Below are 13211 nucleotides of genomic sequence, written 5' to 3'. Positions count from 1 at the left end.
GGGGCAACGCTGCGCTGCTGGTTAGCCGGCACAAGCTCCGGGCAGTCAACACTATCGGCCGACTGCTAACCGCGGTTATTTACCAAAAGTGAAACCGGCAATGACAGAAATATCCTGCTTGCCCGATATGCGCCCGGCTTCGTGGGAAAGGGCGTCGGTCAGGCTACCACGGGCCTCCAGCGTAACATCGCCGCGCTGGGTGGGAATAGCAATGCCTGCGCCCAAAGTGCCCCCGATGGCATAGCTGCGCATATCAATAGCATACGTGTCGGTTTGGGGTGCACCGGCGTTATTCTTGAAAGACAGTGATGCTTGAACCGTATTTTTCGTGTACAACGCAAATAGGGGGCCCGCATGGAAGTAGGGACGCACCGCCCCTTTCGGAAAGGTGTAGCGCAATGTCGCCGGTATCTGGATAGAGTTCTGGACAAGGTCGTAGGTGAGGCGTCCCTCGCTACCGTTCATCAACTGCGACTCCGGAACCAGATACTCCTTGATGAACGAATGCTGCGTATAAAGCAGCTGCAGCTGCATAGTCAGCTTAGGATTCAGAAAGGCCGGTGCAAAATCGAGACCTACGCCCCCACCCAGCGTCCAGTCCGACGTTACCTTCTTGCCCTGCACCCGTTCCACATCCATCTGGCTGTTGTTGCCCAGCACAAAAGCAGCCAGCCGCACTTTCGACCCGCGCGTGGGCTGGGCGTAGCGCACCGGGCTACCCGTGCAGACGTTGTACTCCGTTATGATTTTTACCAGGGCCGACCTTTTCAGCTCCATACTCTTCACGCCCACCTGGGTGGCGGGACAGTCGGCCAGCAGAGGCCAGAGCACGCTCCGGAAAGGATATTGCCGCTCGCGCACGGTAGTTGGCTGCTGGGTTTGAGGATTGAAGCGGGTAACGGTGGTGTCGCGCTGCACCAAAGCCTGCAGGGCTGCCGGGCCTTTGCGTACGAAATAGTGCTCTTTGCCCTCTGCATCAACGTGGGGAAACAGGGAAAGAGCACCCAGTGCCAGGGCCTCCAGAAACACCTTAGAAGAGGTAGCTCCCGGCAGCACCTGCGTTTGGTACTGCTCGGCATTTGTGAAGCCATAGCCCAGCAGCTGCTCGGGCTGGTATTCGGTTACGGGCGCGGCGGCCGAAGCCCGGAAGCGGCTGAGCTTGGCATTATACTGGGCACCGCGGTAGTCCACTTCGCCGCGCAGCGTGTCGCCCCCCGCAGCAGGAAGCACGTAGCCCGGCCGGAAATTGGCTTGGGCGGAGGCCCCGAAGGACACGGCGAGCAAGGGTAGCGCCAGCAGGCGTAAAAAGGAAGGCATGGGTAAAAAAGGCAAGCTGAAGACGTTGAGTAAGAAGTCGGATACGTTGTAAACCGACAAAGCTACGGGGAAAACAGGCAGCGCCAAGCCACCACCACTGTGCTTGATCTTCGGCCAATGCGGTATCTTTACCCCGTTCCTATCCGCCGGCACTGGTTGCCGGCTCTATTCCCTTTCCTATGGCCGATACCCCGCCCTCCTCGCCCCTTTCGTTTTCCGAGTTTGACTCCCTCAGCACTGCGGCCTGGCAGGAGCGCATCCGGCGCGACTTGAAAGGAGCCGACCAGGCCGCCCTGGAGTGGCACACCCCGGAGGGCATTGTGGTGCAGCCCTTCTACCACCGGGAAGCTTTGGAAGGCCTGCCGCAGGGGCAGATGATGAACCCCAACACCCAGTGGCTGAATATGCCGACCTACGCCGTCGGCCCCGCCGACAAAGGCCACCGCGCCATCGAGCTGGCGGCCGAGGCCCTGACGCGCGGGGCCGACGGCATCTACTTCGAGCTAACCGACGCGGCGGCCTTCGACGTAACCTTCCTGCACGAGCGGCTGCCCCTGGCCACTACCTACATTGGGTATGCCGTCCGGATTGGAGCGGCCGGCTTCGTCGAGCGGCTGCTGGCTACCGGCACGGCGGGCCTGCGCGGCTTTCTGCGCTTCGACCCCGTCACCGACCACACCCCCGACCTGGCCCACCAGCTGGCCGACCTGCGCACGGTTATTTCCCTGACGCGGCAGCTGCCCGAGTTTCGCGCCTTGACCCTGAATGGGGCTTTCTTTGCCAACCGGGGCGGCACCGTTATCCAGCAGATCGGGTTTGTGCTGGCGGCGGCCACCACCTACCTGGAGCAACTGCCCTCGGCCGAGGTAAGCCTGGCGGAAGTAGCCGCCGCTTTCCAGATGCAGGTGGGGCTGAATCCCAACTACTTCTTCGAGATTGGCAAGCTGCGGGCCCTGCGCCGCCTCTGGGCCACGCTGCTGCACGCCTACGGCCTGCCTACAGAGGCAGCTCAGGCCCTGCGCATCTTTGCTGCTACCTCCACCTGGTCGCAGACCACACTGGACCCGCACACCAACCTGCTGCGCGTGACCACCGAAACCATGGCCGCCGTGCTCGGCGGGGCTGATGCGGTCAGCGTGGCGCCTTTCGACCGGATTTACCAGAGCCCAAACGAGTTTTCGAGCCGCCTGGCGCGCAACCTGCCCGTGATTCTGCGCGAGGAAGCCGGCCTGAACCGCGTAGCCGACCCCGCCGCTGGCTCCTACTACCTCGAAACCCTCACCGACCAGCTGGCCCGTGAAGGCTGGGCCGTGTTTCAGCGCGTTGAGGCGGCCGGCGGGCTGCCGACGGCCATTGGTCTGGTGCTACAGGAGCTGCACAGCGTGGCCCAGACGCAGTTTCAGCGCATTGCCAACGGTGAGCAGATCATCGTGGGTACCAACCGGTTCCAGAACCCCCAGGAGCAGTTCGACTACAACCCCAAGCGCCTGCTGCGCAGCAAGGAGTTCGACTCGACGCGGGCGGCTTACCCCTCGGAAGTGCTGCGGCTGGCCACGGCTATGCACTTCCAGCGCCGCGAGAAAAAGCGGCGGCGGGCGGCCGTGGTACTGCTGGGCACCCACACCAACCAGCTGATTCTAGAGTCGTTTCTGCGGCTGCTGCCCCAGCAGGAAAGCCTGGCGCTGAAAGCCAGCCACCCGGAAGGCACGCTGTCGGTGCTGTTTTCGACGCCGGAAGCCGCCACGCTCATGTATGCTACTCCCGACCAGTTCGGCCACTTTGCCCGCGTAGTCTGCCGCGTGCCCGTCGACGAGCCCGACTTCATTCCGCCCACCCTGCTCACCGCTGACCTGGCTACTATGCAGGAAGCCGTGTCGCTGTTTGGCTTCCGGGAGTTCAACGTGGAAGGCTATAGCACCGAGGATGTGCTGGCCCGCCTGCAAGGGCGCCGCTAACCGGCTGGTTTGCCTTTAACCGAAGCGTCCCCGGTACCAAGCCCTTTGTGAGGCTGATACCGGGGACGCTTTGTTTGGGCGTATGCGCTACTTAGAGAAGGTGTAGCCCAGCAGAGCATTTACATTTGTAAAGGTTGAGCCACCATACAAGAGGGATGGGCCACTTGTCTTTTCCGCACGCAGCCCCAAGGAAAGCTGCTGCCCGTTAGGCAAACGCAGCTCCAGGCCAGCCCCGGCGCCCAGACCAAAGGCAAAGGTTTTTTGTCCACCCAACAAGGAATAGGTGAACTGTGGATATACTTTGTCATCTGAGCTGGTGAAGTACACTTCATCCTCGCTGACCCCAGCCAGCAAACGTGCCGATCCGCCAGCTTCGGCATAGGGCCGCAACCGGCCATGCCCGATGCTGTAGCGCAGCATAGCTGGTATCACCACGTAGCTCAGTTTGAGTTTCACATTTTCCCCGCCCATCAGCGCGGGCACGGCTTTCTCCTCGAAGGACCGGTTCCGCTCGTAGAGCACACCAGAATGCACCGTAAAGGGCGCGCCTTTATAGCCCGGTGTAAAGGCGATACTCAATCCGACAGTGAAGTAACTATCTCCGTCGTACGAGCGGTTTTGGGCATCGCTGCCATCGTTTCTACCCATAGCAAGCATATCCGAAACGCTCCTGCCGACCAGAACGCCGAAGCCGAAATTGCCCCGGTGGGCGCTTTGCTTCGCGACCAACTCGGGCGCGGCACAGGTGTTATAGCTCCGAACAGCTTTTTCCAGTTGTTGGGCCTGGAAGCTGTATTGTGTCACGCGCTTGGCCTGATCGGGGCAGCTCTGGAAGGCGCGGGCCAGCGTGTCCTGGTAGAGCGGCTGCTTCACCAGATAATTCCTGCCGTTCTGCTGTATCTGCTTCTGGCGCTGCAGTAGCTCCACCAGCTTGCCCGGGCGGTAGCCGCCCAGAAAGTAGCGTTCCTTACCATCAGAGCTTAGGGCGTACAGCGTCAGCGGGCCGCGGGTAATCGTTTCCAGAAAGACGGGCATGGTCGCCACGCCCACCGAGTCGGCAATACGCGGCACTGTCTGGCTTTCGTAGGTCAGCATGTCGGTGCCGTAGCCGCGCAGCTCCGTGGGCTGGTACTGCGTGGCAGCGAATTGGTCAGCGGCCTGAAACTCACAGGTCAGGGCATTGCGGCTGGCCCGGCCCAGCACGACCGTGCCGCGGAGCGTGTCGCCGGCCGGCAGCACGACGTAGCCTTTTTGCGGGCCGCTCTGGGCCTGGGCCGAAGCAGGGGCCAGAAGAGTGGTAGTACCGTAGAGAGACAGGCTGCTAACCAGCAGCGAGAGTAACTTTTTATTCATCGAATCGATAAAAAGTGGTGATAGATAATTTGCGGGCTCAAAGCTAGGCAACTACAGTAGAATACTAATATTGTTGGAAATATTATTCTCTGACTTTCTGCGCTTTTGCCCGTGTTTCAAGCGCGGCAGCTCCTTGGCCTAAGCAACTTAGGCACCTCCCGTCGGGGTGTTTAACCGGAGTAGCCAGTGCAAAGCCGCAGTTCGCCTACCGGCTCCGCTTGTGGCTCCGCAGCAGGCTTACGTTGCCCCGCCTGGAGTTATTGCCAATGCCCACGTTCGAGGGCCCAGCCACCACCGCGCCGGCCCTGCTTTCGGGCTAAACCCAGTATCTTTCCTGCCACTTTCGCTTCCGACCATCTGCTTTCCTGCCTGCCCGATGAAACCCGACTTCGCCCATATTCCCTACGACGCCGCTCCCCTGCCCGCCGCCGTGCCCGCCACGGAAGCCACGACCACGCCCGAGGGCATCCCGGTAAAGAGCCACTACTCGCCCGACGACGTGGCCGGCCTCGACCACCTGGGCTTCGGGGCCGGCACCGCGCCCTACCTGCGCGGCCCCTACGCCACGATGTACGTGCAGAATCCCTGGACCATCCGGCAGTACGCGGGCTTTAGCACGGCCGAGGAAAGCAACGCCTTCTACCGCCGCAACCTGGCCGGCGGGCAAAAGGGCCTCTCGGTAGCCTTCGACCTGGCCACCCACCGCGGCTACGACTCCGACCACCCCCGCGTGGAAGGCGACGTGGGCAAGGCCGGCGTGGCCATCGACTCGGTGGAGGACATGAAGATCTTGTTCGACCAGATTCCGCTGGACCAGATGTCGGTATCGATGACCATGAATGGGGCGGTGCTGCCGATTATGGCCTTTTATATCACCGCCGCCGAGGAGCAGGGCGTGAGCCCCGAGAAGCTGGCGGGCACCATTCAGAACGACATTCTAAAGGAGTTCATGGTGCGCAACACCTATATCTACCCGCCCACGCCGAGCATGCGCATCATTGCGGATATCTTCGCCTACACGGCCAAGAACATGCCCAAGTTCAACTCTATCAGCATCTCGGGCTACCATATGCAGGAAGCCGGGGCCACCGCCGATATTGAGCTGGCCTACACCCTGGCCGACGGCCTGGAGTACGTGCGCGCCGGCCTGGCCGTGGGCATGGACGTAGACCAGTTTGCGCCCCGCCTGTCCTTTTTCTGGGCCATTGGCATGAACCACTTCATGGAAATTGCCAAGCTGCGCGCCGGCCGCCTGCTCTGGGCCAAGCTCATGAAGCAGTTCAACCCCCAGAACCCGAAAAGCCTCGCCCTGCGCACCCACTGCCAGACTTCGGGCTACTCGCTCACCGAGCAGGACCCCTTCAACAACGTGGCCCGCACCGCCGTGGAAGCCCTGGCCGCGGCCCTGGGCGGCACCCAGAGCCTGCACACCAACGCCCTCGACGAGGCCATTGCCCTGCCCACCGACTTCTCGGCCCGTATTGCCCGCAACACCCAGCTCTACCTCCAGCACGAAACCGACATTACCCGCGTCGTGGACCCCTGGGGCGGCTCCTACTACGTGGAAACCCTGACCCACGAGCTGGCCGACAAAGCATGGGCCCTCATTCAGGAAGTGGAAAGCCTGGGCGGCATGGCCAAGGCCATTGAAACCGGCCTGCCCAAGATGCGCATCGAGGAAGCCTCGGCCCGCAAGCAGGCCCGCATCGACTCGGGCAAGGAAACGGTGGTAGGCGTGAACAAGTACCGCCTCACCGACCGGCAGTTCGACAACGAGCAGCAGATCGACGTGCTCGACATCGACAACGCCGCCGTGCGCGAGTCCCAGATTGCCCGCCTCACCACAATCAAAGCCGAGCGCGACAACGACGCGGTGAAAGCCGCTCTGCAGGCCCTGACCGACGCAGCCCGTAGCGGCCAAGGAAACCTGCTGGAGCTGGCCGTAAACGCCGCCCGCCTGCGCGCTACCCTAGGTGAGATTTCCGATGCCCTCGAAGCCGTGTACGGCCGCCACCAGGCCACTATCCGGGCTATTTCGGGCGTGTATTCCGCCGAGATGAACTACGACGAGGAGTTTGCCAAAGCCCGGGCCGCCGCCGATGCCTTTGCCACTGCCGAAGGCCGCCGCCCCCGCATGATGGTGGCTAAAATGGGCCAGGACGGCCACGACCGGGGCTCCAAGATCATTGCCACCTCCTTTGCCGATGTGGGTTTCGACGTGGACATCGCGCCCCTGTTCCAGACGCCCGGCGAAGTAGCCCGCCAGGCCACCGAAAACGACGTGCACGTGGTGGGCGTGAGCAGCCTCGCCGCCGGCCACAAAACCCTGATTCCCCAGCTGATTCAGGAGCTGCGGCAGCTCGGCCGCGAAGACATCCTCGTCATTGCCGGCGGCGTCATCCCCGCCCAGGACTACGACTTCCTCTACCAAGCCGGCGTAGTCGGCGTGTATGGCCCGGGAACGGTCATTGCCGTGGCCGCGCAGGAGATTTTAAGGAAGCTTGAGGGCTGACTTGGTAACAAAAGCCCGTCATGCTGAGCTTGTCGCAGCATGACGGGCTTTTGTTGAATGCGGCTTAATTTATCAGTCGATGTATAATAATGGCAAGGCAGGGCAGAAAGAATAAATCAACACCGTTGAAGCATCGCTTCAACTTTGCGTTTTGGCTAAGGTTAATATATATAACAATTATCCCAGGCTATTTCCTTTACACCTGTATTCAAGGCGCTGTCAGGTCTCGTGCGCTAAGCAAGAAAACCGTTTCAACCAAAGCAGTAATCATTAACCAAAAGAACTTTTTTGGCAATAGCCCTGTGAGCCATGAGTTTTCGTATTCGTACCAATTTACTTTAAACGGCAATATTTATCAGGGCGATTCACGCAGACCTAGCCTACATATTGGCGACACAATACTTATCGAATATGTACCCGACAATCCTGTTTATAATCAACCTCTCGGGCAGTGAAACGCTAATTAAAAACAGTCAGGAAAAATTGCCTTTATACACTGCACCAAAATAGCTCAGCAGGAAATATAGATTGGTTGGCACATACCTTTTACTATGCGGAATACCTAATTAGGTTTTCACTCGTCTAGACTAAAAAGGTGGTTGATTCTGTTGATTCTTCTCCCTTTATTTGCTTTGGTGGCTATCAAAGAGCTATTGATCCACGGGGCACCAAGTATAGGCGTTGTTTGCCTGCTTGGTTTCTTACTGTTGTCAGCTCGTGCTCTTACGCCTAATGTCACCCTTACAGAAAAGGCCAAAGTAATTGAGGGGCCCCGGCAGTCGCTCGGCTGTGCCGAGTGACCACTACGCCGGAGCGGCTTTGCCGCGAGCGTCCCAGGCCATATACCGATGCTAATGGCACGGCCTGATTCGCAGCAGAGCTGCTCAAAGCGTAGTGGTCACTCGGCATAGCCGAGCGACTGCGAAGCAGGCCAGCGGACCGGTTTCGTTTCTCCTCTCACCCCCGCCGCTTCGGCGGCCACTCCCGCTGCTTAGAAGCTCCTTCACACCGCTTAGAAGCTCCTTCACACCGCTTAGAAGGTCATTCATGGCGCTTAGAAGATGCTGCACGGGCCTTAGAAGGTCGTTCACGGGGCTTAGAACCTCGTTCACACCGCTTAGAAGATTGTTCACGCCTCTTAGCACCCTGTACACGCGACTTAGAACATCATTCACGGCGCTTAGAAGATCATTCACGCCAGCGTGACGGGCGTTTGTACCGCTGTACTTCCCGTTTATAGCGGCAATATGCCTTTGCGTACTGCACTGGCTATTAGTCTATTGCCAGCGCAGCCGGCTTTGGCTAATGTTACGGATAGTATTCATCCCTACCCTTCTATCCGTATGAAAAAAAACAAGCCCGAGGTGCGGCAGTACCTCAGCACCGACAGCAAGATGCGCCAGGATATGCGCACCATGCACGGGCATTACCTTACTGATCTGGCAAAGTTCACGGCCTTCAATCCCACCTTTACCGCCGCCTTCGGCCAGCAGTGGCTCGCGGCCCTGGAAGCGGCCGAAACTACTCCCTCGGGCACGGCCCTGCGCTCCGACCTGAAAGAAGACACCCAGGCGGTGACGGCCCTCATGGAACTGGCCCGCACCCAGGTGCAGAGCCTGTTTTACTACGTGGAGCAGGCCTTTCCCGGCAACACCGGCCGCCTCGACCAGTACGGCAAAAAGCAGTATGCCCAGGCCCGGCAGAAGCACGATAAGATGCGCGCCCTGCTGCCCGGCGCCATCAGCAGCGCCACCCGCGACCAGGCCGAGCTGACCAAGCACGGCTTCAGCCAGGAAAAGTTGGCGGCCCTGCAGCAGCTGGCCAAAAGCCTCGACCAGGCCGATACCGAGCAGGAAATGCGCAAAGGCAGCAACACCGAAGGCACCGACGACTACGTGCGCCTCCAGAATGCGGCCTACAACTTCGGCCAGCAGCTGAGCAAGGCCGCCAAGGTGGCTTTCGTATCGGAGCCGCTCAAGCAGCAGCTCTACCGCCTGGCCGCCCCCGGCCCCGACGGAGAAGCTAAAAAGGGCGGCAACGGGGCGGCGTAGCCGGGTGAGGCGGCAGTGGTAAGCATTACCAAAACCGTCTGTCATCCTGAACGCAGTGAAGGACCTTATCACGTTAGAGCGAGTCGTATCAACGATAATCGTTCTGGCGTGGTAAGGTCCTTCGCTTTGCTTCGCGCCGTTCAGGATGACAGAGTAAACAACACCAGCCCGCGAGGTTCCTCGCGGAGCTTGAAATGACGGGCTGGCGTATTTAGGGTCACCTTACAGGGGCAGCCACTCGCCGTCGGCGGGCACGTGCACGCGGGCAGAGAGGCCCTGCTCGGCGAGGTAGGCTTTCGTGGTGGCGCGGTCTTCGGCGCAGTGATTCACGGCTTCCAGGTGCACGGCGTGGATGGTAGCCTGCGGGGCGTGTTGTGCCACCTGGGCCACGTCGGCGGCCGTCATCACGATAGCGCCGCCCTGCAGGAACTGGGCTGCACCGGCATTTACTATGATGGTCGTGGGGTGGTGCTGGTCGAGGGCCTGGCGTACTTCCTCGCACCAGATGGTGTCGCCGGCAATATAGAGGCGCTGTCCGTCGGCGTCTACCACGAAGCCAGACACTGTACCCATACGCCGCCCGATTTCGCCGAGGCCGTGCTGGCCGCCGGTGCGGGAAAAGCGGATTCCCTCCCACTCCAGCTGGGGGTCGACGGGCAGCACCTGGGTGAAGCCGGCGGCGCGCAGGGTTTCCACGTCGGCGGGCTGGCAGAGGATGGGCAGGTGCTTGGGCAGCAGTTGCTGGGCTACCGTGTCCCAGTGGTCGAGGTGGGTGTGGGTGAGCAGCACCGCGTCGAGGGAGGCTACCAGGGCGGGCAGCTCGGTGGCGGCAAAAGGCAGCTCTACCACCGGGTTGCGCACGGTGTTGGCCGTCTGCGGGATGGGGTCGTACTGGAAGCGCGGGGCCAGCAGCGGGTCGACGAGCAGGGTTTTGCCCGCTACCTTGAGCAGCAGCGTGGCATTGCGAATTAGTTGAACTTGCATGGCAAAAGCGGGTTAAGTTGTGGCCGGGTACTACCTGAACCCAGGCAAAGCGGATGCGGTTATGACCCCGCTCCGAACCCGTCAAAAGTACCCCGTCCCCAGGCCCGGCCCAAGAAGGTTACCGGCTGGTAACCCGTTCACTTATTTGTTTCCTCCTCCGTTTCCTGCCATGCGCCATACCTACCACGACGTCGAATTCTGCGCCACCCGCGTGGCCCTGGGTCTGCTGGCGGGCAAGTGGAAGCCCATCATCCTCTTCCACCTGTTTGGCGGCCCGCGGCGCTTCACCGAGCTATGGCGCGGCATTCCGCGGGTATCCAAGAAAGTGCTGCTGGAACAGCTGCGGCAGCTGGAAACGGCCGGCCTGGTAGAGCGCACCGTGCACAACGGCTTCCCGCCCGAAGTCACCTACCAGCTTTCCGCGAAAGGCACCGAACTGGGCCCCATCCTGCGCCGCCTCGACCAGTGGGCCATGACCCATATTGAGGGTGTGGTGCAGATTTCCTGAGGCAGCAGTCAGGGCCAGGCCAATAGCGCGGCCAAACTTTCGGGCTACTTTTGCTCCTCCTATCAACTCCCACGCCCACCCCATGCGCATCGACGAACTAGACCAGGAAGACGCCGACATCGATTGGTTTGCCACCGACAGCCAGGGCCACATCCTGCACGTGGCCTCGGGCGGCGGCATCCTGCCCGAATCGGTGGCGGCCTCCCAGGAGGTGCTGCTGGAGCTGCACCAGTACTTCCTGACCCTGCCCGACACCACGGCCGCCGAGGCTGCCACCGGGGAAGATGGCACCGAGGAAGCTGGCAGCTACCAGAGCTTTGCCCGCTACGCCCGGCGCGGCCTGTTCTCGTTCGAGAAAACCCGCCTGCACGAGCGCGCCGATACCCGCTACCACCTTGTGGCCCGGCCCGTGGCGCCCCTGCTGATAGGTACGCTGCCTAAGCCTCTGGCCCAGCTGCTGGGCCGCACCCAGCTGCCGGACACCGTGGCCGGGCAGCCGACGCTGGACGTGACGCGCATTCTGTAGGCTGTTGCGGGTGGGCCACCGAGCTGGTTGTGGCCCAGCAAATAGCCACTCTCATCGGCCAGCACCTGGTAGATCAGCAGGGTGCGGCGCCTGTGCTGGCTGGTCGCTTTAAAGCAAAAAGAGCCTGGCTGAGTAGCCAGGCTCTTTTCAGATAACAATGGTTGCCGGCCGAGCCTAGCGTACCGTCAGGGCCGCGGTGCCTACCTGGCCGTTGCCGAGCGTGGCGCGCAGCTGGTAGAGGCCGGGCGTAAGGCCATCGAGCGACACGGGGCAGGCGCCGGCCACCGGGGGCAGCTGCTGCTCGCGCACGGTGCGGCCCAGCACGTCGCTGAGCACAAGGCGGCCGCCGGCTGCGGGCAGCAGCAGGCTCGTGCTGCCCGCAGCCGGGTTGGGGTACAAACTCAGCTTCAGAGCGGCAGTGGCGGGGCGCGTGGAGGCCACCGTGCCGCCCGCGTTGAGCTTGGCTACAAACGTATTAATACCGGCGCCGCTGCTGTTCAGGGTGCCGAAGGTCGCATTGCCCACAATAGCCCCGGTTACGTAGGCATTGCCGCTGGCGTCGGTGTCGATGCCAAACCCGATGGAAGCATCCGTAACCGGGTTGGTGCCCGCCACCCGGGCGGCCCACAGCACATTGCCGGGGCTGTCGTAGCGGGCCACAAACATGTTTTCGCCCACGGCGCTGAGCGCCGTGGTACCGAACGTGGTAGTGCCCTGGATGCTGCCCGTGACATAGTAGCCACCCCGGCCGTCGTAGGCGGCAGCCGTGGCCGTCTGGAAGCTGGCAACGCTGGAGCTGATCTGCCGCGCCCAGAGCTGGATACCGTCTTTGGTGTAGCGGGCCACGTAAATCTTGCTGGTTTCGCCGTTGGTGTTCGATACCCCGTCGTAATAGCCGCAGAGCAGCGGGTTGCCGTTGGCATCGAGGGCAATGTTCTGGCTGTTGTCCTCATTCACGCCCCCGTCGCGCCGGGCCCACACCACGTTGCCGGCCGCATCCACTTTTACCAGGAAAATATCGACGCCGCCCGCGCTGGCCAGGGTGGTATTGCCGTAGGTGAAGCCGGAGTCGAATCCGCCGGTAATGTAGGTATTGCCGGCGCCATCAACGGCGGCGGCGTTCGTGAAGCCGGAGGAGCTTACCTGCTTGGCCAGCAGCACCGTGCCAGTGGGCGAAAAGCGGTACAGGAATACACCACCGCCCGTGAGCGGGGTAGTGGTGCCAAAGCTGACGGAGCTGCTGAAATCACCGGCAATAGTCACGTTGCCGCTGGCGTCGACATCGATGCCCTGTGCGTAGGTGCCCGAGGCCCCGCCCTGCTTGGCCCACTGCAGCACGCCCTGGGCATTGTATTTCAGCACGTACGCCTCGTTGCCGATACTGGTCAAGGAAGTAGTGCCCGCCGTGAGCAGCTGTTCGAAATAGCCCGTCAGATACGCGTTGCCGGCTGCATCGATGGCCACCCGGCCGAAGAATTCGGAGCCACTGCTCTCAACGGCCGTAGCCCACAGCACGGTGCCGGCCGCATCGTACTTGGCCAGGTAGATATGGCCGTCGCCGGCCCCGGCCCGCAGCGTGGTGCTGCCCAGCGTGATAGTGCCATCAAACACTCCGCTTACATACTGGCTGCCGTCGGCCGCTACGGCAATACTACGGCCGTTGCTTTCACCGTTGGTGCTCGAAATACGCCGCACGCTGGCCCAGGAAGGGCTGGTTTGGGCCTGAGCCCCCACTGCTGGCAGCCCGAACAAAGCCAGGGCAAGGAAAGAGGTAGAAATCTTCATAGGTAAATGACTAGAAATAAGAAAAAGAAGAACGTAACGCTCCTCAGAGCATTGGTTGGCAACAAATATAGGATTTAGGCCCCTTGCCGGCGGGTCGTATCCTTGGTTTATTCCTGCCAATTCCATTATGGCCGGCGGCAACGGGGCGGCTTTTTTCGGGGTGGCCGGTGGGCCGGGCCGCGGCCGCACAACCACCAGAGCCTACTTCCGCGTACCCGGT

At 61.4% G+C, this 13211-nt stretch carries 9 protein-coding genes; 5 read left to right on the top strand and 4 right to left on the bottom strand.

All coding sequences use genetic code 11. The features are described from left to right. Positions 1-75: 75 nt before the first annotated feature. Positions 76-1317, bottom strand: a complete 1242-nt coding sequence (locus LGH70_RS11110) for an outer membrane beta-barrel protein (RefSeq protein ID WP_226185536.1) — start codon at positions 1315-1317, stop codon at positions 76-78. Between the two features lie 179 nt (positions 1318-1496). Between LGH70_RS11110 and LGH70_RS11105 the strand changes: the two genes are divergently transcribed. After that, a complete protein-coding gene (locus tag LGH70_RS11105; RefSeq protein WP_226185534.1) occupies positions 1497-3272 on the top strand; it encodes a methylmalonyl-CoA mutase family protein in 1776 nt (591 codons plus the stop codon). An 87-nt stretch (positions 3273-3359) separates the two neighbouring features. On the opposite strand, the gene LGH70_RS11100 is transcribed toward LGH70_RS11105, so the two are convergent. Continuing rightward, positions 3360-4625, bottom strand: a complete 1266-nt coding sequence (locus LGH70_RS11100; RefSeq protein WP_226185527.1) for an outer membrane beta-barrel protein — start codon at positions 4623-4625, stop codon at positions 3360-3362. A gap of 376 nt (positions 4626-5001) precedes the next feature. On the opposite strand from LGH70_RS11100, the gene scpA reads away from it, so the two are divergent. Beyond that, the gene (scpA, locus tag LGH70_RS11095; RefSeq protein ID WP_226185526.1) at positions 5002-7137 is read left to right on the top strand and encodes a methylmalonyl-CoA mutase; all 2136 of its coding nucleotides are present in this window, start codon (positions 5002-5004) and stop codon (positions 7135-7137) included. 1343 nt (positions 7138-8480) lie between these two features. Beyond that, positions 8481-9188 (top strand): hypothetical protein, encoded by a 708-nt coding sequence (locus LGH70_RS11090; protein WP_226185525.1) that lies wholly within the window; start codon positions 8481-8483, stop codon positions 9186-9188. A 222-nt stretch (positions 9189-9410) separates the two neighbouring features. Here LGH70_RS11090 and LGH70_RS11085 read toward each other — a convergent pair whose 3' ends face one another. Continuing rightward, positions 9411-10172 carry an MBL fold metallo-hydrolase gene (locus tag LGH70_RS11085; RefSeq protein ID WP_226185524.1) on the bottom strand — a complete coding sequence of 254 codons (762 nt, stop codon included), beginning with the start codon at positions 10170-10172 and terminating at the stop codon, positions 9411-9413. A gap of 169 nt (positions 10173-10341) precedes the next feature. Here LGH70_RS11085 and LGH70_RS11080 point away from each other — a divergent pair, with 169 nt between their 5' ends. Together LGH70_RS11080 and LGH70_RS11075 are read left to right on the top strand one after the other, a co-directional pair. Beyond that, the gene (locus LGH70_RS11080; RefSeq protein WP_226185523.1) at positions 10342-10680 is read left to right on the top strand and encodes a winged helix-turn-helix transcriptional regulator; all 339 of its coding nucleotides are present in this window, start codon (positions 10342-10344) and stop codon (positions 10678-10680) included. 82 nt (positions 10681-10762) lie between these two features. Further along, positions 10763-11206: a hypothetical protein gene (locus tag LGH70_RS11075; protein WP_226185522.1), complete on the top strand. Its 444-nt coding sequence runs from the start codon at positions 10763-10765 to the stop codon at positions 11204-11206. Positions 11207-11380: 174 nt separating this feature from the next. Here LGH70_RS11075 and LGH70_RS11070 read toward each other — a convergent pair whose 3' ends face one another. Continuing rightward, complete coding sequence (locus tag LGH70_RS11070; protein ID WP_226185520.1) at positions 11381-12991, bottom strand: T9SS type A sorting domain-containing protein; 1611 nt, start codon at positions 12989-12991, stop codon at positions 11381-11383. Between the last annotated feature and the right edge of the window lie 220 nt (positions 12992-13211).

The organism is Hymenobacter nitidus (assembly GCF_020447315.1).
In the GTDB taxonomy this organism is placed as follows: Bacteria; Bacteroidota; Bacteroidia; order Cytophagales; family Hymenobacteraceae; genus Hymenobacter; species Hymenobacter nitidus.
The sequence above is the reverse complement of the archived record's forward strand: the minus strand, read 5'-3'. Positions and strand labels throughout refer to the sequence as shown.

Excerpts from the sequence above, each read along its gene's own strand:
- LGH70_RS11100 (WP_226185527.1), bottom strand. The coding sequence starts at position 4,625 with ATGAATAAAAAGTTACTCTCGCTGCTGGTTAGCAGCCTGTCTCTCTAC.
- LGH70_RS11090 (WP_226185525.1), top strand. The coding sequence starts at position 8,481 with ATGAAAAAAAACAAGCCCGAGGTGCGGCAGTACCTCAGCACCGACAGC.
- LGH70_RS11080 (WP_226185523.1), top strand. The coding sequence starts at position 10,342 with ATGCGCCATACCTACCACGACGTCGAATTCTGCGCCACCCGCGTGGCC.
- LGH70_RS11085 (WP_226185524.1), bottom strand. The coding sequence starts at position 10,172 with ATGCAAGTTCAACTAATTCGCAATGCCACGCTGCTGCTCAAGGTAGCG.
- LGH70_RS11110 (WP_226185536.1), bottom strand. The coding sequence starts at position 1,317 with ATGCCTTCCTTTTTACGCCTGCTGGCGCTACCCTTGCTCGCCGTGTCC.
- LGH70_RS11105 (WP_226185534.1), top strand. The coding sequence starts at position 1,497 with ATGGCCGATACCCCGCCCTCCTCGCCCCTTTCGTTTTCCGAGTTTGAC.
- LGH70_RS11070 (WP_226185520.1), bottom strand. The coding sequence starts at position 12,991 with ATGAAGATTTCTACCTCTTTCCTTGCCCTGGCTTTGTTCGGGCTGCCA.
- scpA (WP_226185526.1), top strand. The coding sequence starts at position 5,002 with ATGAAACCCGACTTCGCCCATATTCCCTACGACGCCGCTCCCCTGCCC.
- LGH70_RS11075 (WP_226185522.1), top strand. The coding sequence starts at position 10,763 with ATGCGCATCGACGAACTAGACCAGGAAGACGCCGACATCGATTGGTTT.